We start from the raw sequence: 23,305 nt of genomic DNA, 5'->3' as shown, positions 1-23,305 counted from the left end.
TTATTGGAGACTAAAAAATCAAAAAAAAATACTTTTCAAAAATAATTGATTAAGTTATGTTCAATTGAGTAGTGGAAATTAAAATTAAAGCTCATCAAATCAATATTCAAAATTTATGTGTAAAAGGACGTTTCTATGAACCAATGGACAAAACTCACGTTACTCTCGGTTACTTTGGCATGTATTACTGCTTGCTCAAATGATCAATCTACTTCAAAAAATACCACGGAAGGAAAAAGCGCAGAAACTGCTACATCTGACAAACTTCAAACCAAGTTCGTAACCATTGCAACTGGTGGGGCATCAGGACCTTACAATGTGATTGGGACAAGTCTTGCAGAAATTTATAACAAAACCTTTGGTGTAAATTCTAAGACTCAAACTACAGGTGCATCCGTCGAAAACTTAAACCTTCTGAAACAGAATAAAGTTGAAATGGCATTTGTTATGAGTGACAGCTTAACAGAAGCACTGAACGGAACAGGAAGTTTCGCAAATGGTAAAGTTGAGAATGTCAGCCAAGTCGCAGCGCTTTATCCCAACTACGTACAAATCGTAACCTCTAAAAAATCAGGGATCAAAAATATCGAAGATTTGAAAGGTAAACGTATCGCTGTAGGTGCACAAAATTCAGGTGTAGAAGTAAATGCACGTACACTGTTGAATGGTTTTGGAATCACCTATAAAGATATTAAAGTTGATTATTTAGGCTATGCTGAAGCCGCTGATGCTTTAAAAGGTGGCAAGCTTGATGCAGCATTCCTGACTAGTGGCATTCCAAATTCATCACTCATGGAACTTCAACAAAGCTTTGATCTACAGTTAGTTTCAATCAATGCAGATAAAGTCAAAGAAATAGCTAAAGATCAAAGTTATTTCTTACCGATGATTATTCCAAAAGGCACATATGGCAATACTGCGGACATTCAAACTGCCGCAATTAAAAATGCATTAGTTGTTCGCACAGATATATCGGATGATGATGTCTACAAACTAACAAAAACTTTCTTTGACAGTTTGCCTCAATTGGCAACTTCACACCAAGCAGCAACAGAAATCACGCTTGAAGGTGCTCAACAAGGCCTTGTAGCGCCTCTACATCCAGGCGCGAAACGCTACTATGATGAAGTGGCTAAAAAATAATAAGCTTCAAAAAAATGCAGTTTATACTGCATTTTTTATATTGTTCTTCTTAATCTATGCTAGCTATCCAACACTGTATACGCAGGTTAGAGTTGAAACTGATATATGCAAAATTTCAACTGATCAATTTGATTTACAGTGGAAGCATTCAGTAGAAAAGACGGCTTGGTCTGAACAATATCAGCGTCAAAAGAATAAGTTTTTACTGCACCACACCGATTTGATTTCATTTGGTGCAGGTACACCCTCAAATTATCCCATTGAGTTTCAAAAAAATGGTGTGATTAGAATGCGGGTCAATCAAAATATAGATGAAATCAACTGGGTGATTTCTAGAAATATGCAAGGCACGATCCTCGCTGACCAAAAAATTTGGTCTATTTTTCAAAGTTACCCAGACTATAGTTTGGTCAACATCTCGGTTCAATATCAACCCAAATGGAAGTCTTGGTGGATTGGAGAATGCCTATGAATTCCAAAGAAGATAAAGTTGTATTAGAACAACTCGATGAGAAACAACAACAAGCCATATTAGAAAAATTTGATCGGGAATCTGTTACTCGAATCAATATGAGCAAATCTGTTACCTACTTTGTTGCATTTGTAGCGATCTTTTATTCATTATTTCATTTATTTATTACGTTTAATCCTTTACCTGAGTTAATACAGCGTGCAGCCCATGTCGCTATTGGCCTAGCACTCATTTTTTTACTCTATCCAGCTCGTCAAACAAGCTCCCGACAGCATATTTCACTTCTCGATTGGTTCTTGGCTTTGCTTTCCATCTTCAGTTTTTTATATTTATGGAAAGAATATCAATCTATTATGACCACTCGAGGTGGTATTCCAAATACCTTAGATATCGCGTTTGCAATTATGAGTGTGGTATTAGTCATAGAAGCAACTCGCCGGGTCATGGGGTGGATGTTGCCCATTTTAAGTTTAATTTTCCTGACCTATACATTTATCAGTCACTTTGATTGGATGCCAGATCGATTACTTACTCGCCCTTATACAATCAGCGACATTTTCGGACATATGTATTTAAAAACCGAAGGCTTATATTCTTCGGCAATTGGTGCATCCGTCACCTTTATTTTCTTATTTATCCTTTTTGGTGCTTTTCTTGCAAAATCAGGTATGGGGAAATTATTCAATGATCTTGCCATGGCGCTGGCTGGACATAAACAAGGTGGGCCTGCCAAAGTTGCTGTAATTTCAAGTGGATTTATGGGCAGTATTAATGGCACTGCTGTTGCCAATGTTGTTGGTACAGGCTCATTTACTATTCCATTGATGAAAAAGATTGGTTATCACAAGAATTTTGCTGGTGCCGTTGAAGCCAGTGCATCCGTCGGTGGACAAATTTTGCCGCCAGTCATGGGTGCGAGTGCCTTCATTATGGCCGAAACAACTGGCGTGAGTTATGGCACGATTGCACTAGCCGCATTATTACCTGCCTTATTGTATTACCTTGGCGTCATGGCTCAAGTTCATTTCCGTGCGGGTAAAGATGATCTGAAAGGCGTACCTAAAGCTGATTTACCTAAAGTAAAAGAAGTTCTAAAAGAGCGTGGACATTTACTTATTCCAATTTTGGCACTGGTCTTTTTCTTATTTCAGAATATTCCTGTGAGCTATGCTGCTGTCTACACCATCGTCCTGACCATCTTTGTAGCAGCTTTAAGAAAATCAACACGAATGGGTGTAAAAGATATTTTAGATGCGCTCGTTGATGGAGCCAAACAATCATTATCTGTGATGGCTGCTTGTGCTGTCGTTGGTATTATTATCGGCGTAGTAAGTCTGACAAGTTTTGGTTCAGTAATGACTTCTTCAATTATGAGTTTAGGTGCAGGTAGTCTCTTTCTCACTTTATTTTTAACCATGATTGCATCGATGATTTTAGGCATGGGGCTTCCATCTATTCCGGCCTATATCATTACTGCCACCATGGCAGCACCAGCACTCGCAAACTTTGATATCCCTGTATTAGTCGCGCATATGTTTGTGTTCTATTTTGGTTTATTTGCAAACATCACCCCACCAGTTGCCCTTGCCGCCTTTGCGGGCGCAGGAATTGCAGGCGGTGATCCAATGCGCACTGGGTTTCAGGCCTTAAAACTATCTCTTGCTGGTTTTATTGTTCCATTTTTATTCGTTTATAACCCTGCCATGCTGATGATTGATACCACCAATGTTGCAGTCAATGCTCGAGAATTTGCCTTTCCTGCATGGACAACTATAGTGAGTATTACTGTCACTTCAGTGATAGGAATTCTCGCTTTAGGCTCCGCAGTTGAAGGTTATTTCAAGACTTATCTCAACTGGTTCTGGCGTATTTTTTTAGGTGTGGGTGCGCTGTGTATGATTATTCCAGAAACCATTACAGATATTGTAGGCATTATCATGGTCATCATCGCAATTACGGTGAATATTATCACTGCTAAACGTAAAGCAAACCCGTCTCTTTCCTCCTAAAAAACCAATTAAAAAGCCCGGTAATTACCGGGCTTTTTAATTTCTTAGACTAAGGCGTACCCTCATTTGATGGGTGGGTTTTAATGACTTCAAATAATATTTAAAATTATTTGTTCCTCTATATTTTTTCAATGCTAAGCCCCTTGTAACAGAGGACATTTGGCAAAAAATCTAAGACACAATGCGTTTGTACAGTTACTGCCGTTCCAAGAATTGATCCTAGCCAAAATAATAGAAATATCGTGAAAGCTATTTTGTAAAAACTAAGTACAAACGCGACATCCTTTGATATGCCTCAAGAATTTTATCCTTGGCAGACGGCTTATAATCGCAGGAAAAATAAGAAATTGTGCAAATCGTTTTTTAGATGTGTAATTCATAGACATCGTTGAATGTCTAAAGTTCAGTACTCATAATTTTCAAACACTCCCAATACCACGTTATAAAAAATCTGGCACGAGGCCAGATTTAATGCGAGCAACTTAAATTTCAGTTAACCCTTAGAAAATACGGTTTTTATCTTTTTCAGCTTGAGGCAATGCATCTGCAATTTTTTGCGCAATTGCCATATAGCTTTCAGCAGCATCATCACCAGCAATCACAGACGGTTTCCCTGCATCGGCATTTTCACGAATTTGTACGTTCAGCGGTAAACGGCCTAAGAGTGGAATGTCGTATTGGGCTGAAAGTTGGTCGCCACCACCTGTGCCAAAGATTTGCTCTTCATGTCCACAGTTCGAACAGATATGGGTCGACATATTTTCAACCACACCCATTACAGGGATGTGTACACGGTTAAACAACTCAATGCCTTTGGTCGCATCCATTAATGCAACGTTTTGTGGTGTCGTCACGATCACAGCACCTGTCACTGGTATACGCTGTGCAAGCGTCAACTGAATATCACCTGTGCCTGGCGGCATATCAATGACCAATACATCCAGATCAGGCCATAAGGTTTGGTTAAAGAGCTGCATTAACGCCCCTGTCGCTTTTGGCCCACGCCAAGCCACTGGCGTATTGTTATCTCCAGTTAAGTGACCAATTGAAAGCACTGCCATACCATAGGCTTCGATGGGAACAAATTGCTCCGCTTCAATCATCGGCGTGCGGCCTGCGTTGCCAAGCATCGTTGGGATACTTGGACCATAGATGTCTGCATCTAATACCCCAACTTTTAAACCCAGTTGTTGTAATGCGAGCGCCAAGTTCACTGTGGTGGTCGATTTACCCACACCACCTTTACCAGATGACACCAAAATGACATTTTTAATGCGTGGATGTTTCGGTACATCACGCTGTTGTGGAGCCGCTTTTTGAATCGGTGGGTTATTCGGATCAACTTCGGCAGGTGCTTCGGGTGTTTTCGCAGACGCATCCACAACTGGAGGTAACTGACTTTTTGCTGCTGAACTCTCAGCTTTTTCTTGGCTAGAACAGCTTTCGCCTTCTGCATGATGATGACCACAACCACCTTCAGATTTATGCCCTGTTTTTTGTTGAATCACATGCATATTCAGCTCGTTAATGCCGCATTTTTCTAACGCATCAGCCAAATCATCATGGATTTTTTGTAAGTCATCGGCTTCTGAAGGAAAGGTATTAATCGTGATCTGTAAGATCTGACCTTGCACATTCACCTGAGTAATACGGTCTTTTAAGGCATTATTTGAATTGGGAAGTACATAGTTTTGTAAAACCTGTTGGATTTCCTCTTCTTTCACCTCTTGGGAGGGTGAAAACACAGATTTTAGAGAAGAAAGCCACGACATTATGTTGTCTCCAAACAGGAAAATCAAAAGATAATAGCGATAGTTTACCTGTTCATTTGCCACAGAGTAAGAGGGAGATGAATGACTTATCCCTATAAGCTTATAAAGTTGAGTAATTTAGTCAGCTTTCAAGCAAGTTTTCAAGCGTGCGCGACTTAAAATGCCCTTGTAGTTGATCTATACGGCTAAACCAATGCCATTAAATTTTAAATTGATTACATATCAACCATACTTTTACAGCGTAATTTCAGTTTATATTTCAGTCGGTTTAACAGAATAATCATAGCGATGGATGTGCAATCTAAAGGCACATTTTGTGCTTTTTAGTTTTTAACATGGGGATGACGATGTATCAGAAGACTATCTATAAGAAGAATATTTATAAAACGACTTTATGTGCCTTGATGCTCCTGACTTCAGCAGCCTATGCAGAAATTGCGACTGAAGCCATTCAAACACCTGACCGACAAACTGTAGCGATTGGTGATAGCATCGATCTCATGCGCTCGCGTATGCAAGCTTCTCCGATGAAAATGGTGTCTTATCCGCTGCAAGAGAAAAATCTGCCTGCGAAACTAGCGGTAGATTACACCTATGAAATTTCCAATATGCGCTATGTGATTACCATAGTCGATGATCAAGTCAAAAATATTAAGGCTGAAAATTTAGATGGATTAAAACAATGAATCCTAAAAAAGCCGCTCAAGATAGAGCGGCTTTTTTCATCAGACCTAATTTAAGCTTGGTCATCTTTTTTAAACTTATTCAGTGTGTCAGTGGCTTTCTTTTTTAACTCGTCAAATTTCTCTGTCGCCTGCACTTTTAGTTCATCAAATTTTTCGACAGCCTCATGTTTAAGTTCGGAAGCTTTGACTTTGGCTTCATCAAATTTATGACTCGCTTCTGCTTTTAACTGCTCTAGACGGTCTTTGGTTTCAGCATGCTGTTCTGCATGTTCATGTTTGGCGTCATTTAAGGTTTTTTCACCCTCAAGCTTGAGTTCTTCAACTTTATGCTTTGTACCATCGAGTGCTTTTTCACCTTCAAGTTGAGCCTCTTTGGCTTTGAGCTTTAGATCATCACCCAACTCTGACGCTTTAGCTTTCAATTGATCAATTTTATTTTCAGTTGTCATCGTTCTCACCTCTTCTCTGTTATTGTCTAACAATAGTTATAACGCGATTTGAAGCAGATACTTGAAATAGACGCATTTAGAAACAAATCAACCACAGGAAAACGCCATGTGATTGCCTATTTTCACAATTATTTAATGAAAACTTGTATGGTTATTTTTTATCTAAGCTTTTAATTTTAAAGGATGATGTAATGCAAAAAGACCAATGCCACTCCTATGCATTGATCTCTTGAAATTAACCTTATTTGCTGACCGTACTCATAAAGCTCACTGCGGAAAACAGCCAAATAAACAGAATAAAACTCCGTCCCTGATTAAAATGCGTGACATCGGTGCCATGCAAAATATTATGGCGGGTCATGGCTACGGTAGAGCTGCTATCCATTTGGTAGGCTGCCAATTCGGCAAAATACGGATTCAACTCATTGGCAATTTTAGATTTGTGCCACAGGCTTTTAATTTCACTGCCTTTGAGTCCTGGTACAATTTTGTAGACATCGACAAATTTAGTGCCGTTTTGATTTAAGAAACCGGTTTGAATCAACACGTCTGTCAAGATACCTTCAAGCTGTGCATATAACACAGGGATACATCCTGCATGTATTTCTAATTTATACAGTTTAAACGCATCTAGAAGTACCTGACGGCGCTGTGCTTTATGTTCACCAATATTCAAAGCATCAAAGGCTTTCAACATTTCAGTTTGGAAAAACTCGCTATTAATGACATTCAGAAAATCAAAGTCTGCATCATTTTCATGTTGATGAAGCAGTTGCCAAAAATACAATAAATTTAAAGCATCATTCGCTACTTTCATTTCTATAGGCTGATCTAATTCATCGGCCAAAATATCGAAATAAGGCTCATCTTGTGCCAAATGACGCAGGGTTTGAATCAGTAAGGCATGCTCATCTGCAGAAATCTGTTCTAAATATTGCTGCGCATCTTTAATAATGTGATGCCCCAATTTATGACGCTGTTCATTTTGAGGAATACGAGTAATTGGCTGATCGTCTTCATAGTCATCTTCATACATGGGCTTGTTACTCTTAGGCATCACAGTTATGCCCTATTATCACTGTAATTGTGTCAGCAATATAGATTTTTTTACTTTTGCAAAGATTTCACCTATTCCCTTGTGCAAGTACTGGCTATCTCATGTAAAATTACAGCCCATTGCATAAATACGAATGAGAGAGTCATATCCGTGCGTAATATTTTAGTTACTAACGCCCTTCCATACGCGAATGGCCCAATTCATATGGGTCATTTACTCGGTTATATCCAAGCTGATATTTGGGTTCGTGCCATGCGTGCAATGGGTCATAACGTGACTTATGTATGTGCGGATGATGCTCACGGCACAGCGATTATGCTACGTGCGGAAGCCAATGGTATTTCGCCTGAACAGCAAATTGCCAATGTGCAAAAAGAACATGAACGTGACTTTGCTGGCTTTAGAGTTGACTTTGACCATTACGACTCAACTAATAGCCCTGAAAACCAAGCACGCGCTTCTGAGATTTATATCAAAAACCGTGAAGCGGACAACATTGCTGTACGCCCTGTGACGCAATTGTTTGACCCTGAAAAAGCAATGTTCTTGTCGGATCGTTTCATTAAAGGTACATGCCCGAAATGTAAAGCGGAAGACCAATACGGCGACTCATGTGAAGTGTGTGGTACAACATACAACGCAACTGAATTACTCAATCCAAAATCGACTTTGAGCGGTGCGACACCTGTAGAAAAATCTTCAGATCACTACTTCTTTAAACTGCCAAACTTTGGTGAATACCTGCAAAAATGGACACGAGACGAAGGCCGTCTGCCTGTGTCAATTGCCAACAAACTTGATGAATGGTTTGAAGCAGGTTTATCTGATTGGGATATTTCACGTGATGCGCCTTATTTCGGTTTTGAAATTCCTGATGCGCCAAACAAATACTTCTACGTTTGGGTAGATGCGCCAATCGGCTACATGTCTAGCTTTGAAAACTACATCAAGACTAAACGTCCTGACCTAAGCTTTGAAGACTACTGGAAAAAAGATTCTAAAAATGAGGTGTATCACTTCATTGGTAAAGACATCGTTTACTTCCACGCGTTGTTCTGGCCTGCAATGCTTGAAGGTGCAAACTACCGTACCCCAACAAGCTTATTCGTAAACGGTTTCTTGACTGTAAATGGTCAGAAGATGTCTAAATCTCGCGGTACGTTCATTAAAGCGGAAACGTATCTTGAGCATTTGAACCCTGAATACTTACGTTACTACTTCGCATCTAAACTTTCTGACAAAGTTGAAGATTCTGACTTGAACCTTGATGATTTCGTTCAAAAAGTGAATTCAGACCTTGTTGGTAAAGTCGTGAATATCGCAAGCCGTTGTGCGAAATTCATTAACACGAAGTTTGATAACAAACTTTCTGCAACATGTGCAGAGCCTGAGTTGGTGCAAAGCTTTATTGATGCTGGCGCGTCAATTGCTGCTCAATACGAAGCGCGTGAATTCTCTGCAGCCATCCGTGAAATCATGGCGCTTGCTGACAAAGCCAACCAATATATTGATGAGAAAAAGCCTTGGGCTTTAGCGAAGATTGAAGGTGAAGAACAACAAGTACATGACGTATGTTCTGTCGGCATCAACTTGTTCCGTCAATTGGCTGTGTATCTTGCACCAGTACTTCCTACATTGGCAGCAGAAGTTCAAAGCTTCTTAAAATTAGAATCTTTCGACTTTGCTTCAGGCAAAACGATTTTAGTAGATCATCAAATTGCTCAATTCCAACCATTGATGCAGCGTGTAGATCCAAAAGCAGTTGCTGCAATGGTCGATGCGTCTAAAGATTCTTTAGCTGCTCCTGCGGAAGCACCAAAAGCGGAAAAGAAAAAAGAGAAAGCCAAAGAGAAGAAACCTGAACCTAAAGTTGGCGAAGCTGAAATTATCGGTATCGAAGACTTTATGAAAGTTGACTTACGTGTAGCGGAAGTTTTAGAAGCAGCTCATGTTGAAGGTTCAGACAAACTGCTTCAATTGACTTTAAATGTCGGCGAAGCTGAGCCACGTAACGTGTTTAGCGGTATTCGTGAGTTCTACCAACCTGAAGACCTTAAAGGTAAACTGGTGGTGATGGTGGCTAACCTTGCACCACGTAAGATGCGTTTTGGTATTTCTAACGGTATGGTTTTAGCTGCGGGTAATGGTGAAGGTGTTTGGGTGATTTCACCTGAAACTGGTGCTAAACCGGGTGATAAAGTGTCTTAAGATTTAAGTCTTAGATAGGAAAAGCCTCTACTTTGTAGGGGCTTTTTTATGCCTTTAGTTTCCCTCTCCTTTTAGGAGATGAGAAGCGCTGCTTCGCAAGGGAGAGGTGTTTTATGAATCAATTTTTATATGGTTAGAAATATATATCTTTGGTTTTAAATCAAAAAACTCTACTCTTTTTTTCCATGAATCCACAGCTAATAAAAACTGTATCGAGTTTATTTCAATTAAAGATGAAACAGGCTGCTCTAAAACAAGCCATAATGCAGCTGACTCAAGTTTATCTTCAAAAGGAATAACTCTTTGTTTGATAAGTTCTACAGCCCCTTTCGACTGTTCTATATTATAAATTAGATCTTGAGGTTTTCCTGAAATTTTAACTGAAATTATTTCATTATCCTTATATAAATCAGCAACTTCAAACTTATAATTACGCCCTTTACTAGATAAGGATTGTATTGCTTCTAATTGCCTATCAAGCAATTTATAGCCATTGTTAAGACTAAGTTTCTCATTAAAATAGTATTCACGGTACGTTATTTCATTACCTAAATTTACTCCATTTCTGATTTGGGTTTCTTTATTTTTTTTCCAAGTTAAATAATCACTTTCAATTAAATCCTGTTCAAATATTAGTGTTATTTGTTCTAAAGATTTTTTTAAATATGCTTTGAAAGTTTCGTTGAATTTAAACCATTTTCCACATTTTAGAAAATATTGAGCATCTTCATATGAGGTGTAGAAATCTAAAATTTCTTTTAGTGGTTGTGTGAAACGACCACTACCTTCTATTTTAAATTTCACGTACAAATCATCAATACTTTGCAGATTATGTTCTTTAATAAAACTAGAAATCATAGAAATATCAAATGAATTGCCAAGTCCAAGTTTTGCAAGTTGCTTACGCTCTTTCTTGTAAATTAATTCGTAGTTATATTCATTAAATCGAAAAGAAATATTAATTCCAGCCACATGTATTTCTTCAAGACAGATAGATACATTTTCTTGTAAAGAATCTATAATTTCGGCATCTAATTGGGTTATTAAATTTTGATCTATAACTGGTTCTAATTTAGGTAGTTTTATTATTTCTTCAGTACCTAAAGTATCAGAAATTTCATTTAGAATTTGTGCCAAATCACTAGGAGACTTATCTACATTTAACTGTACTGAATCAGCAAAAATAATATTTTTATCTCCCCATATTTCAGAGTTGGAAGCTTTAATTTTTAGATGCTCAACTGACTCCCCTGATTCATAGCTATTTATATTAAAGTTCTCATAGGATGAAACTTCATGTCTTTTCGTACCTGTAAAGTATCTACTTTTTTTAAGAATGGTAGTTTGTTCATTACCCATTCTTACAGCTAGGCTGATCCCAAAATTTGGCTCAATAAATTTTGCAAGATAAAAGTGAGATTTCCCTAAACTCACAGCATATATTTCTTGAAGGTTGTCTTCATTTTTACAAATCAACAATCCAAAATGGAAAATATTTTTTGGCGAATTATTTTGAGAAATCAAAAAATCCTTGTATGTTTCGTGCCACCAAACATCATTACCTTCAACTTTTTCTGAAAAATAAAAAGTCATTTCATAGTTATCGTAAATTTGAGTCTTTTGCTCTACTAGACCTACTGACTCGAGTTTTTCGAGTAATCCCTTCATTTCAGAAAATTTTAATTTATATATATTGTATGTATTGATCATTTTTTCATCTAATTATGTTAATTATTAATCCTATAAATTTGTACAAAAAATGTAAAGTTTTTTTATCAATACTTTTTTTAGCAAAGATAATCTATTTTAAAGTCCTTAAATAAATGCCATAAACAAGAAAAATCCCTTTAAAACTTATAACAATCCTAAGAAAACTTTATAACCAATATTTTTAGTAATTACCCTAAGCTACTTTCAGTAAACTCTCCCCTTACGAAGCATTGCTTCTCCTCTCCTAAAAGGAGAGGGAATTCATTGTAAATTTAAATATAAACCCAATAAAAAAGCCTCTATCAAAGAGGCTTTTTTTTTCGTTCAATCACTTCATACCAAAAATCAACTTTAAACCCAGCACTGTCATCACTGCCCCAGCTGCCCGATCAAAACCCGCTTTAAACTTCAAATAGACTTTACGTGGTTTTTCTGCTGACAACGCCACAGCGACCAATGAGCACCACCCTGCATCGATAAAGAAACACAAAACTGGCAATACAAAGTAGAAATACGTCGGAATGTCTTTCGGTAAAAGTGCCGTAAAAATACTGGCTAACACAATTGCAATTTTCGGATTCGACAACTGAGTAATTAAACCAGTCGTAAAGGCACGACGGAGTGACATTTGCGAACTGCTGGCATCACCTGCTTCAATCGGTTCTTTGGCATGTTTTATAATTTTAAATGCCATCCAAAGCAGATATAAACCACCACAAATTTTTAAAGCCAAATATGCAGAAGGTACAGCCAATAAAAATGCCTGCAAACCCAATACCGCTAAAAGCCCAAATATTGCAGCGCCCAAACCTGTACCAAGTGCAGTAAATAAACCGTGTTTACGTGAAATCGCAATGGAATTCTTCGCCACATAAATTGACGTTGGCCCCGGGCTCATTGCACCAAGTAATAGTGCTGCCGCAATCGAGCCTAATATCCAAAATGATTCCACAGTTACACCGTTTTTACTTAAATTCGTGGCAATTTTACAGACAGAATCTCTGAATTTCTCCCTATAATTTGCAGTGTTTATTTTAATTGACCAAATTTTTCACTATAAATAACTTGAATACTGCATTAATCCATCGCATGATCGCTAAAAGTACAAATTAATATCAAGACAATGAAATTAGCCGAAGCCCTACTTTTACGCAGTGACTTACAAACTAAATTGGCCTCGCTGCAACAACGAATCAATAACAACGTGCTCATTCAAGAAGGTGATGTACCCAGTGAAGAACCGAATGCTTTAATTCAAGAAGCATTTGCCGTAAATACAGAACTTTATGGTTTAATTGAAAAGATTCACGCCACCAATGCGCAGGCTAAAACCCGTTCTGGACGCTCCATGCTTTCAGTGCTCAATGAACGTGATTTATTGACCCAGCAGCATCGTATCTTGCAACAAGCGATTGACAGCTCACGTCGTGAAAATGGTCGTTATAGCTCGAGTGAAATCCGTTGGATTAAAACCATTGCAGTGGCAGATTTACAGAAACAGGCCGATAGCATTAGTCAGCAACTTAGACAAAATAACTTAGAAATTCAGGCATCCAATTGGCAAATTGACCTGATAGATTGACCTGATTTAAGCATTTGAACCACGGTTCATTCCAGTTCGGGCATACTGGGCGAGTACAGAGCCTTTTTAAATGTTTGTAAGGCTTTAATCCAACAAACTAAACTGCAGAAGTAAGACGTCTACTTCAAAATGTTCACACATCTGACGTAGCACACTGCATCTGTGACTCTTTACATGTCACGTCTCACTACCGTGTACTGACAGTATGTCCACCCTATTTTTGACGGATCTATCTGCTAGTCGTCATCCGCAGCGGCTTCATTGAGCGCAACATCGTCACGCGGTAATTTATAGTCATGGTCATTTACAGGGACACCACCAATGATCATGGTGCGATGTTCATTTTGAGGACGATGCAATTCGTCAGTCGTATCACAGCCAACCATCCAAAAACTGCACAGGCACAGCATAGGCAGCACAGCCCGACTTAATTTGCTCATTGGATGCCCTCCATTTTTATAATTATCTTGTTTATAGATTCAGCATAGCATTTTTGTGCAGATATTCACCTTATTTATCTGCCGATTTAGGGTCAATTGTCAGTAATTATGTCTCGACGGTCTTTCCAATGCGGATGCAGATTGATGCCGATAGAAAAATATTTCCTTTTAAAAATAAATAATTGATTCATTTTATTTAACTACATAGAAGACAAGTTACAAAACTGCTATCGAATACGATTTTACTTCGGACACTTTTGTCCGTTTAATAGCTAGATAAATTTAAAATGATGCTGTCAAAGAATAATGTCCACACGTCAACAACTCGCTGCACAAAATCGTGAAATCCTTTTAGAAGCTGCGATTGAGGTATTCCGTATTCACGGAATCAATGCGCCTCTACAACTCATCATGGATCAGGCTCAAGTTGGACGTGCGACGTTTTATCGTAATTTTAATGACCGTCGTGAGTTGGTACTCGCCTTAATGCAAGCTGCCTTGAACCGACTTGAACAGCGTGCGCTTAATTATGCACAGTTCGATGATGGATTTATTCGCCTCATTCAAGACCATATTTATAATATTCCCTATCTCACGGCTTTAATGGAATATTGGCGTGTGATCGATCGGAATGATCCCGCCATGGTTGAAATATACCAACGACGTGATGCCATATTGCAACCGATGATTGATCAGGCCATTCAAAATGGTCGCTGCCGAGCAGACTTTAAACCGGCGGACTATGCCATGGTCACCTCTATTTTGCGGGCAGCTTTGCAAGGCCATACCGAAGCAGATCAGGAAAAACTCGCCAAACGTGCCGTGGAATTTTTACTACATGGTATTTGCGGGTAATACGTCATGTCCAAATCTCCACGTTTATTGGAACCTGCTCCGGATTGGACACCCGAAGAAAAACCGACTTTGCCCGGCTCTCCGGCTGCCATTGCACATCCCACCTATAAGCGATTTTTATACTTCTTTATCGGTTTATTTGTTGCGATCTCGGGGAGTTTAAGTAATGGATTTATCACGGCAAATTTACCCCTTCTACAAGGTGAATATGGTTTAACGCCTTCAGAAGCGGCATGGATTCCTGCGGCATTTGTTATGGCAAATGTCAGCTCTAACCTGATCTTATTTAAAGCCCGTCAACAATATGGACTTAGGCTATTTTCAGAAATTGGTTTGGTTTTATTTATCGCGGTGATGGTGCTGCATTTATTCGTCCATACCTATGAAATGGCAATTTTTGCACGGGTGATTAGCGGCTTACTTGCAGCTCCACTCAGTTCGCTTGGGATGTATTACATCATGCAAGCGTTTAAACGTGCTCATTTTGGTCGTGGGCTTTATCTAGCTTTGGGCTTTCAGCAGTTGGGGATTCCGCTGGCCTGGATCATGTCGCCTTATCTGGTCGATGTAAATGATTGGTCTATTTTCTATACCTTTGAATTAGGTTTAGCCTTATGTTGTTTGGCGATGGTGGTCTCTCTAAAACTGCCACGAAGCCTACGTATCGAAGTGTTTGAAAAGCAAGATTTATTCACCTTTGCATTATTGGCACCCGGCTTTGCGTTGCTATGTATCGTGTTGACTCAAGGCCCGATTCTTTGGTGGTTTGAAGCTGAATGGTTGGCCTATTTACTCATCGCCGCTTTGATTCTTTTAGTTGTTGGTCTGACCTATGAACATTTTCGGGTCAATCCACTGATTGTCACACGCTGGCTCGGAACATCGTCTACCGTGAGTTTTATTATTGGTGCCTTTGCCATTCGCTTTCTCATGTCAGAACAAAGCTATGCGGCCGTGAATTTTTTGAAAACCATGGGCATGGGACCCGACCAATTCGTTTCTTTTTATACCGTTGTGCTGATCGGAATTGTCTTAGGCACAGTGTTTAGTGCCCTGACCTTTTCCAAAGAAAAAATCGTTCTTCATCTACTTGGTGCAGCAGGTCTCGTGCTCTTCGCCTGTGCACTGGATTACCACCTGACCAGTGATGTACGACCGCATGATTTTTATTGGAGTCAGTTTTTGGTGGGCTTTGCCAGTGGCATGTTTATTGGCCCACTTTTGCTTACAGGCATTGTCAGTGCTTTGCAAAAAGGCCCATCTCACATGGTGACGTTTATCGTGCTGTTTTCTGCAACGCAAACCTTTGGGGGATTGGTCGGATCCTCGTTCTTTTCAACCTATCAGCAAATGCGTACCCAAACCTATCAGGCACAGATTTATAATGATTTATCGCAAACCTCACCTATAGTGGAACAGCGCCTACAACAATTGGCGCAAAGTGCGCATCAATATTCTTTAGACCCTAATTTAGATCAACAACAAGCCATACGTAGCCTTAATCAAACCATCACTCGAGAAGCCCAAGTTCGAGCCTATAACGATGTGATTTTTTTAAATGGCATATTCGCCGTTTTATTGTTGCTTTGGGGTTTATTGCTGATGGGCAAAAATAAATATCAATTACGCCAACAGCAACGCACGGATAGTAGTTAGATTTCTTCGATTTACACAACATAAGCCACAGCCAAATGACCTAATTGATATTGAGAACAACATGACAGAAGACCATAAACCCACTGAGCAAGCAGCACCGCAGCAACCACAAACAGCAACCGCTATGCCTACACCATCGAGCAAGCTTATTTCTACGCCGCAGCGTACCCTGATTTTCATGTTGATCATCCTCTTGTTGGGAATTGCGCTGATCTTATGGGCGTGGCGGATTGGTCCATTTCATAACAGTATCGAGTCGACTGAAAATAGCTATGTCAAAGGCAAAACCACGGTGCTTTCATCACAAATTAATGGTTATGTGAAAGATGTTTTGGTGACGGATTTTGATCATGTGAAAAAAGGTCAAGTGCTTATGCATATCGATGCAACGACCTATGATCAAAAAGTCACACAGGCTGAATCTGGGGTGGAACAAGCACAGAACTCACTTGCCAATCAAAGCCAGGCCATTGAACAACGCAGAGCAGATATTACGGCAGCCGAAGCGAAAGTGGACCAATCACGTGCGGCCTATGAATTAGCTCTTGCACAAATGACGCGCTACCAACAACTCGGCAATACTGGCGCTGCATCGAAATCAGAACAAGATAAAGCCACTGCAGACGCTAAAAATAGTTTGGCCCAACTTCATCAAGCAGAAGCCAATTTACTAGTTGCCAAAGAATCATTCAAAACTGCACAAGTTGCAGCGACAGGGCTTAAAGCGCAAGTGAATAGTGCCAAAGCACAATTTGATCAGGCAGTGACCACTAAAGACTACAGCACGATTGTGGCACCTATGGATGGTCAACTTGGCGAAGTCAGCCCACGGATTGGTCAATATGTTGCGGCAGGCTCTCAACTGATGTATTTAATTCCACAGCAGCGCTGGGTGACTGCCAACTTTAAAGAAACGCAAATTGCAGATATGCATATTGGTCAAAAAGCGTGGTTCAGCGTCGATGGCATGAAACATCAAAAATTTTACGGCAAAGTTGAGCAAATCTCCCCTGCGGCTGGTTCTGAATTTAGTGTATTGAAACCTGACAATGCCACAGGAAATTTCACCAAAGTCGTGCAACGCATTGCCGTAAAAATTGCGATTGATCCTAATCAACAAGGTTTAGAAAACTTAAGACCCGGTATGTCTGTCGTCACCTCCGTTGATGTTGCTAGTTAGCAGATATCGACAGTGAAGTGCTATAAGCAGAGTTGAACTGACCAAGATGCAAAGGATTTTATCTTCTGCACCTCCCGTTTTACAATGCCTACCTATTTGACCTCTAACCACCAAGATAACGATTACCAACATGTTTGAATCTATCGCCCACGCCATTCCTGAGCAGACTATTCAATATCAAGGGGTTAATTTGTGTATTAAGCGTTTGGACTTGGTTCACCCACAAATATCGGGCAATAAATTTTATAAACTTAAATATAATTTTATTGAGGCGCAGAAATTAGGCTTTAAACAGGTGCTTAGCTTTGGCGGCGCTTATTCAAATCACATTGCAGCCACTGCATATGCTGCATATTTATTTGGTTTCGGCAGTCTAGGCATCATCCGTGGGGAAGAATTACAACATCAAGCCCGAAATCCGACTTTAGCCACCGCCGAACAGTTTGGTATGCAGCTCAGTTTTGTCACACGCCAACAGTATCGAGAAATGAAACAAGTTGACGCTTTAGCGCAATTACAACAGCAATATCCCGAACATTATGTCATTCCTGAAGGTGGAACCAATGCATTGGCTATCCGTGGCTGTACGGAAATCTTAAGCCATGAAAATCAACAAAATTTTGATCTCATCTGCTGTGCCGTCGGTACAGGTGGAACCATAACAGGCTTAATTGAAGCCAGTGCGGAACATCAACATGTTCTTGGTTTTTCTGCGCTCAAAGGAAATTTTCTTTGCGACGATGTTGCTCAGTTGACGCAGAAAACCAATTGGAGCATCAGTGATGAATTTTGCTGTGGCGGCTATGCCAAAACAACGCCGGAACTTTTACAGTTTATGCATGACTTTGAACAACGCTATGTGATCCCATTAGAACAGGTTTATACGGCTAAAATGCTGCGAGGTATTTTCTGCATGATTGAGCGTGGTCAGATTACAAAACATCAGCGTGTTTTAGTGATCCATACTGGTGGCCTACAAGGTCGCTTGAAAGGTGCAACCGAAGCGCTAAAAAGCGTATAATCCTGCGTCCTTTCTTCCACGCGGAAACTTACCATGTCGCAAAATCAATATGATGTCCTTGTTTTAGGTGCTGGTGCATCAGGCTTAATGACGGCATATAAAGCGGCACAGCGTGGACGCAAAGTTTTGGTGGTTGAAAAAGCTAATAAAGTTGGCAAAAAAATCCTAATGTCTGGCGGCGGTAAATGCAATTTCACCAATTTGTATGTCGAACCAGAAAATTATATTTCACATAATCCACACTTTGTTATTTCAGCATTAACTCGCTATACCAACTGGGACTTTATTGGTATGGTCTGCGAATATGGCATTGAGTACGAAGAGCGCAAACATGGGCAATTATTTACCCAAAATGGTGCAAAAGAAATTCTCGCCATGCTATTGGCAGAATGTGACAAAACTGGTTTGGTGGATATTAAAACCAACTGTGAAGTAAAAGCAGTCAATGCCTTGCCTGAACAAGGCTTTCAAGTGGCAACCAATCTAGGCTTTTTTGAAGCAGAATCCGTGGTTATTGCCAGTGGCGGTCTTTCTATTCCTACTTTAGGTGGTTCAGGAATTGGCTATGAAATTGCCAAACAATTCGGACATTCCGTCTACCCCACTCGCGCAGGCTTAGTACCCTTCACTTTCTCCGATAGTTTTAAAGAAGTCACCACACGCTTGAGCGGCAATGCTGTTGAAGCCACGTTATCGAATGAGTTAAATAGTTTTACCGAGGCTTTACTCTTTACTCACCGCGGTTTAAGTGGCCCAAGCTCATTGCAGCTTTCAAACTACTGGGATGTCGGTCAACGCTTTAACATCAATTTCCTGCCAACTTTAGATGTTTTAAATTTCCTCAAATCTAAGAAATCTAGTCAACCAAAAGTGTTACTGCGCACACTGTTCAATGAACACTTACCGAAAAGCGTGGTTGTGGAATTACAAAATCTGATTTGGCCTGAACAAGCTGAATTAGCCATTGGCAATATCAGTGATGAAAAACTAGAACTCATTGCAAGCCGTTTAGAAAGCTTTGAAGTAAAACCATCAGGCACTGAAGGTTACCGTACTGCTGAAGTTACACTCGGTGGTGTGGATACCACTGAAGTCTCATCAAAAACCATGGAAAGTAAAAAACAGAAAGGTTTGTACTTTATTGGCGAAGTACTTGATGTAACAGGTCATTTAGGTGGATACAACTTCCAATGGGCATGGGCTTCTGCGCATGCAGCTTCCGAATACGTTTGATCTTGACAAGAATTAATTAAACATAACCTGCAGATGATCTCTGCATAAAAAAGGGCTGATTCATTCAGCCCTTTTTCTTATCCGATCTGATTTATTCAAGATAGTCAGTTTTAAATAATGATACCGACGACGTCGAAGTTCGTTGAATTGTCAGATCCATTTTTTCAACGGCAACTGAAATATGTTGTGGTTGCACACTTGCGGTTTGTTTGAGTGTCGATACTAAAGTATTGAGCATTGAAATTACCCCCATTTTGCCATTCCTTTGCACGGATCATAAGTGTCATTCATGACAGCAATATGAATCCTAAGTTTTTATATTTTAAGTAATATTCCATATATCACTATTACTTAAAATACCAATTTTCGGGTAAATTTCAATCATTATTTTTGGACTGATTGGTATAATTTTTTTCACTGTTTGGCGGTGATTGTTCTGTCTGCTCCAAATTAGTGCGTTTTGGTTTTGCAAAAATAAAGCGTCGTGCGCTTGCCAAAAAACCCACCGTGATCCCTGCAATAATCACTGGGGCTAAAAATTTATTCGGTGCTTTTGCCATACAATATTCCTTATAGAGCATTAAAATCGACCACCTAAGCGTGGCCGATTTTGTAAAGACAGAACAGGTTAATTAGGGTCATTCGGTTTTGGCGGAGCTACAGGTGCCGAAGGTGCATCGACCTCTTTTTCAGCCTCACCAGTTGAACCAAATGGATTATTTTGTGGTTGATCACTTGGGTTTACATCCAACTGATCTGGCGTCGCAGTTTCTTTTTCACTGACGCCGGGAGCAGCCTGTTGAATGTTTGGATAGCCATCATCGGTTTTCACTTCAGAAGTCATGACAGATGTTGATGGCGTTGGACTCGCTGCAGACGATGTAGTCGTATTAAATGTGGTTTTTGCCTTCGCCTGTTCCTGTACTGGATTCGGTTCATTGGCTTCGCGTTTCGCTTTATCGATAAGATCTGATAACAATCGTTCCGCCGGATTGCGACCGCCTAAACCAAAGGCCAAAGCGAAAGCAACTGCGACCGCGCCGAGGGTTAAACCAAAAGCCAAATTTACGATCGAGTCGGCAATACCCATGGCACGTAAGCCCATGGCTACAACCAAGCCCATAATCAGCACACGAACCAAATTACCTAACCAACGTGAACTGTTGTATTCCCCTCGTTGCACCACATTTGCCACAATATTGGCAAGCCAGAAGCCCACCACCAAGATCACAGCACCAAGTAAAATACTTGCACCGAACTGGATAAACATCGCAATCAAGGCACTGATTTGTTCAAAGCCTAAACGGTTAGCGGCTTCAGATACCGCAAACAGCATGGTGAAAAATACGATCAGGCAACCAACCACATCCGACACTTTGGTATTGCCCAAAAAGCGTTGAATGTCTAATTTTTCAGGTACAGCATCGACACCAGTACCCGAGATCACATCTACCACTAGACGTGCCACAAAACGTGATACCACATAAGCCAAGATTAAGATTAAACCTGCGGCAATAATATTCGGTATCGCATACATGATCTCATGTAACATGGCCGTTGCCGGCTGAGAAATCGCCTCGATACCAAGTGCTTCGAAAGCCACAATTAATGCAGTGATAATGACTATAGCAAAGACAAAATTACCCAAAACTTGAGCAAGTTTTGCGTTTTTAAACATGCCCACTTTTTCGACTTGCTGCTGCAAACTCAAACTGTTCACCAAGCCTTCCACGATGCCTCGCACAATCTTCGCCAAGATGTACCCCACAAAGACGATGACACCGGCAATAAAGATATTGGGAAGATAAGAAACAACTTCAGTGACCATATTTTGGATTGGGAACAAGAGACCGTTTAAACCCAAGATCGATAAAACAATCGGTAGGAAAAGTAACAAGATTAGCCAATACACTATTTCACTGATATTTTGACTGATTGGGCTAACGCCAACCTCAGAACTGAGTTTTTCATCGAGTTGGGTTTTATCCAGCAGTTTCTTTGAACCGACTTTGACCAAACTTGCCACGATCCAACCAATAAAACCTACAGCTACCGCAGCCAAAAGCTGTGGAATAAATAACAAGAACTGCTGAATCATATTACTGAATGGGCCGCTGACACTGGTCAAATTCAGCACATTGAGTGCACCAATGACGGCAATGATCAAAATAATCCAGAACACAACTCTGGAGACTATATTTTCAACATTGGAACGGTGCCCAGTTGCATTTGAAAGTTTTTGATTTGTACCTAATTTTTGCAAAACTTTTTTGACGCCAGCAGCAATCAATAAGGCAATGACCCAACCTATCAGGAGAATTGCTACTGCACTTAAAATGGGGTGAAACTGTTCCCAATAATACATGGCATCAAAACGGCCACGCGGACCACCCAGATAATCATTCATACGTTCGCCCTCATTGTTATACATGATCTGTTGTTATGTGCATTTTTACGTATGCCGCGATATCACACAGCATTAGTGCTTTGAACTTAAGCTTTCTTTTCCACCTTAGTTTTTGCGTATTTTTTAATCAACCAAAGTATGCATAACTCCAACAAAAGCTCACAATTGAATGTAAAAAAGCCTTGGCATAACCAAGGCTTTATTTATGTCACTCTGATGAGAAACTTAAGGTTCAGATCTTGCACTCATGTAACTCTGACTCATGTTTATCATCAATTATTATCAACGATCTGTCGCAGTTGCAGTATTTGAATCATTAGCAACAGCTTCATCCCCCGCTGTACCGCTAGTCGTATCATTGGCTGTTGCAGTTTGTGCATTCGGTGCAGGATGATCAGGCGGTGCATCCGAAGCAGAGGGCTTCATATCTGCAAACATATAAAATAATAATGCGATTAAAAAAATACCCACTAAAATCAGTATGTACACAGGGATACGTTTTTTTTGTGTTGTTTCTTCCGTACTGGTGGTATGGGGTGGTTTATTAAAATCGTGTGTCATATTCCCCTCGCTATTTTGTTGTTCATAGTTGAATTTTTATACTAGCAATACAATATCCTGTATTGTGTGAAGAACAATTACAATCAGTGAAAACGTGTAACTTGAATGATAAATCTCGAATGATAAGTTTAATAAATATACTTTCCTTTGGAGCTAGATCAGTTATTTTCAAATATAAATCAATATATAAGGGCGCAAATATCGGGCAAAGATTTAAGTGCAATATTTAAATCTAAAGCATTTTTTATTGTATGACCTCTTACAAAATAAATGCTTTTTTGAGCCCGGTGGAATTATCTGCTTTTGATGAATGAAATGAGCTATAATCATGCACCTTATTTTTCACCTGTTATCAAATCTATGGCGTACCATCAACAAGGTGTAACGCTTGATCTTGACACTGACGTCACTCATCAATGTTCCCTTCATTACACTCGCGATCAACATCTTATTGGCATTATTGAATTTAGTAAGCCAAGTTATGTGTTGAAATGGGGTGATTTGGAATATTTTCGCCGACGTACTGAAGAGTTTTCAGTGATGCCTTTCCCTGAATGCATCAATGCGATGGTGATAGATATTCGAAATATTGCGGCTTTTTTAGATAATGAAGTGCCTATTATTCCTTGGCGCTTGCTCGAAGAAGAATGTCCGATTCGCTTAGTTGTTCCCCAAGATCGACTGGAGCATTATGCTGGCTTTTTTGAACCGACTTGGTTGACTTCCGACGTAGACACAGCGATTCAAGAAATTCGTGAATTTATGGATATGTTTGTGCATTAATACGGAGATTAAACTAAAGTTTAATCTCGAAAACCTCCATTTGGAGGTTTTTTTATGCCCTTTTATTTTAATTATTTATTT

At 39.8% G+C, this 23,305-nt stretch carries 22 protein-coding genes; 12 read left to right on the top strand and 10 right to left on the bottom strand.

Annotated features, from left to right (window positions below; genetic code table 11):
- Positions 1 to 135: 135 nt before the first annotated feature.
- The 3 genes from FTU34_RS00735 to FTU34_RS00725 are packed head-to-tail and all read left to right on the top strand — an operon-like array spanning position 136 to position 3,624.
- Positions 136 to 1,143, top strand: coding sequence for a TAXI family TRAP transporter solute-binding subunit (locus tag FTU34_RS00735; RefSeq protein ID WP_168379308.1), 1,008 nt, complete (start codon positions 136 to 138; stop codon positions 1,141 to 1,143).
- A complete protein-coding gene (locus FTU34_RS00730) occupies positions 1,121 to 1,615 on the top strand; it encodes a DUF1850 domain-containing protein (RefSeq protein ID WP_233945036.1) in 495 nt (164 codons plus the stop codon). The genes FTU34_RS00735 and FTU34_RS00730 overlap by 23 nt, the downstream gene beginning before the upstream one ends.
- Positions 1,612 to 3,624, top strand: a complete 2,013-nt coding sequence (locus FTU34_RS00725; RefSeq protein WP_180034517.1) for a TRAP transporter permease — start codon at positions 1,612 to 1,614, stop codon at positions 3,622 to 3,624. The genes FTU34_RS00730 and FTU34_RS00725 overlap by 4 nt, the downstream gene beginning before the upstream one ends.
- A 500-nt stretch (positions 3,625 to 4,124) precedes the next feature.
- Here the strand turns inward: FTU34_RS00725 and apbC are convergent, their stop codons facing one another.
- Positions 4,125 to 5,396, bottom strand: a complete 1,272-nt coding sequence (apbC, locus tag FTU34_RS00720) for an iron-sulfur cluster carrier protein ApbC (RefSeq protein ID WP_180034518.1) — start codon at positions 5,394 to 5,396, stop codon at positions 4,125 to 4,127.
- Positions 5,397 to 5,743: 347 nt separating this feature from the next.
- On the opposite strand from apbC, the gene FTU34_RS00715 reads away from it, so the two are divergent.
- Positions 5,744 to 6,082 carry a hypothetical protein gene (locus tag FTU34_RS00715; protein ID WP_180034519.1) on the top strand — a complete coding sequence of 113 codons (339 nt, stop codon included), beginning with the start codon at positions 5,744 to 5,746 and terminating at the stop codon, positions 6,080 to 6,082.
- 50 nt (positions 6,083 to 6,132) lie between these two features.
- Here the strand turns inward: FTU34_RS00715 and FTU34_RS00710 are convergent, their stop codons facing one another.
- Positions 6,133 to 6,531: a hypothetical protein gene (locus FTU34_RS00710; protein WP_180034520.1), complete on the bottom strand. Its 399-nt coding sequence runs from the start codon at positions 6,529 to 6,531 to the stop codon at positions 6,133 to 6,135.
- Between the two features lie 241 nt (positions 6,532 to 6,772).
- A complete protein-coding gene (locus tag FTU34_RS00705; RefSeq protein WP_180034604.1) occupies positions 6,773 to 7,567 on the bottom strand; it encodes a hypothetical protein in 795 nt (264 codons plus the stop codon).
- Between the two features lie 171 nt (positions 7,568 to 7,738).
- Between FTU34_RS00705 and metG the strand changes: the two genes are divergently transcribed.
- Positions 7,739 to 9,796: a methionine--tRNA ligase gene (metG, locus tag FTU34_RS00700; protein ID WP_180034521.1), complete on the top strand. Its 2,058-nt coding sequence runs from the start codon at positions 7,739 to 7,741 to the stop codon at positions 9,794 to 9,796.
- A 111-nt stretch (positions 9,797 to 9,907) separates the two neighbouring features.
- On the opposite strand, the gene FTU34_RS00695 is transcribed toward metG, so the two are convergent.
- Both FTU34_RS00695 and FTU34_RS00690 read right to left on the bottom strand, forming a co-directional pair.
- Positions 9,908 to 11,506 (bottom strand): DUF6119 family protein, encoded by a 1,599-nt coding sequence (locus tag FTU34_RS00695; RefSeq protein ID WP_180034522.1) that lies wholly within the window; start codon positions 11,504 to 11,506, stop codon positions 9,908 to 9,910.
- Between the two features lie 328 nt (positions 11,507 to 11,834).
- Positions 11,835 to 12,458, bottom strand: a complete 624-nt coding sequence (locus FTU34_RS00690) for a LysE family translocator (protein WP_078192408.1) — start codon at positions 12,456 to 12,458, stop codon at positions 11,835 to 11,837.
- Positions 12,459 to 12,629: 171 nt separating this feature from the next.
- Between FTU34_RS00690 and FTU34_RS00685 the strand changes: the two genes are divergently transcribed.
- Entirely contained in the window at positions 12,630 to 13,088 is a 459-nt protein-coding gene (locus tag FTU34_RS00685; RefSeq protein WP_180034523.1) for a DIP1984 family protein, read from the top strand.
- A 236-nt stretch (positions 13,089 to 13,324) separates the two neighbouring features.
- Here the strand turns inward: FTU34_RS00685 and FTU34_RS00680 are convergent, their stop codons facing one another.
- Positions 13,325 to 13,528 carry an NF038215 family lipoprotein gene (locus FTU34_RS00680; protein WP_180009849.1) on the bottom strand — a complete coding sequence of 68 codons (204 nt, stop codon included), beginning with the start codon at positions 13,526 to 13,528 and terminating at the stop codon, positions 13,325 to 13,327.
- A 306-nt stretch (positions 13,529 to 13,834) separates the two neighbouring features.
- On the opposite strand from FTU34_RS00680, the gene FTU34_RS00675 reads away from it, so the two are divergent.
- From FTU34_RS00675 to FTU34_RS00655, 5 genes are all read left to right on the top strand, one after another.
- Entirely contained in the window at positions 13,835 to 14,383 is a 549-nt protein-coding gene (locus FTU34_RS00675; RefSeq protein WP_078192275.1) for a TetR/AcrR family transcriptional regulator, read from the top strand.
- Between the two features lie 6 nt (positions 14,384 to 14,389).
- A complete protein-coding gene (locus FTU34_RS00670; protein ID WP_078192276.1) occupies positions 14,390 to 16,039 on the top strand; it encodes an MFS transporter in 1,650 nt (549 codons plus the stop codon).
- A gap of 61 nt (positions 16,040 to 16,100) precedes the next feature.
- Positions 16,101 to 17,219: an HlyD family secretion protein gene (locus tag FTU34_RS00665; protein WP_180034524.1), complete on the top strand. Its 1,119-nt coding sequence runs from the start codon at positions 16,101 to 16,103 to the stop codon at positions 17,217 to 17,219.
- Between the two features lie 130 nt (positions 17,220 to 17,349).
- The gene (locus tag FTU34_RS00660; RefSeq protein WP_180034525.1) at positions 17,350 to 18,240 is read left to right on the top strand and encodes a 1-aminocyclopropane-1-carboxylate deaminase/D-cysteine desulfhydrase; all 891 of its coding nucleotides are present in this window, start codon (positions 17,350 to 17,352) and stop codon (positions 18,238 to 18,240) included.
- A gap of 33 nt (positions 18,241 to 18,273) precedes the next feature.
- On the top strand, positions 18,274 to 19,473 hold the full coding sequence (locus tag FTU34_RS00655; protein ID WP_180034526.1) for an NAD(P)/FAD-dependent oxidoreductase: 1,200 nt from the start codon (positions 18,274 to 18,276) through the stop codon (positions 19,471 to 19,473).
- 91 nt (positions 19,474 to 19,564) lie between these two features.
- On the opposite strand, the gene FTU34_RS00650 is transcribed toward FTU34_RS00655, so the two are convergent.
- From FTU34_RS00650 to FTU34_RS00635, 4 genes are all read right to left on the bottom strand, one after another.
- Entirely contained in the window at positions 19,565 to 19,726 is a 162-nt protein-coding gene (locus FTU34_RS00650; protein ID WP_162689753.1) for a hypothetical protein, read from the bottom strand.
- A 124-nt stretch (positions 19,727 to 19,850) separates the two neighbouring features.
- Positions 19,851 to 20,033, bottom strand: a complete 183-nt coding sequence (locus tag FTU34_RS00645) for a hypothetical protein (protein ID WP_180034527.1) — start codon at positions 20,031 to 20,033, stop codon at positions 19,851 to 19,853.
- Between the two features lie 68 nt (positions 20,034 to 20,101).
- The gene (locus tag FTU34_RS00640) at positions 20,102 to 21,880 is read right to left on the bottom strand and encodes a mechanosensitive ion channel (RefSeq protein WP_180034528.1); all 1,779 of its coding nucleotides are present in this window, start codon (positions 21,878 to 21,880) and stop codon (positions 20,102 to 20,104) included.
- A 282-nt stretch (positions 21,881 to 22,162) separates the two neighbouring features.
- Positions 22,163 to 22,441, bottom strand: a complete 279-nt coding sequence (locus FTU34_RS00635) for a hypothetical protein (protein WP_111884899.1) — start codon at positions 22,439 to 22,441, stop codon at positions 22,163 to 22,165.
- Between the two features lie 360 nt (positions 22,442 to 22,801).
- On the opposite strand from FTU34_RS00635, the gene FTU34_RS00630 reads away from it, so the two are divergent.
- Positions 22,802 to 23,224, top strand: coding sequence for a hypothetical protein (locus FTU34_RS00630; RefSeq protein WP_078191199.1), 423 nt, complete (start codon positions 22,802 to 22,804; stop codon positions 23,222 to 23,224).
- The last annotated feature ends 81 nt before the right edge of the window (positions 23,225 to 23,305 follow it).

It is taken from the genome of Acinetobacter sp. YH12094 (assembly GCF_013419295.1).
In the GTDB taxonomy this organism is placed as follows: domain Bacteria; phylum Pseudomonadota; class Gammaproteobacteria; order Pseudomonadales; family Moraxellaceae; genus Acinetobacter; species Acinetobacter amyesii.
Note: the sequence above shows the minus strand (reverse complement) of the source record. Positions and strands in the feature narration are given on the sequence as shown.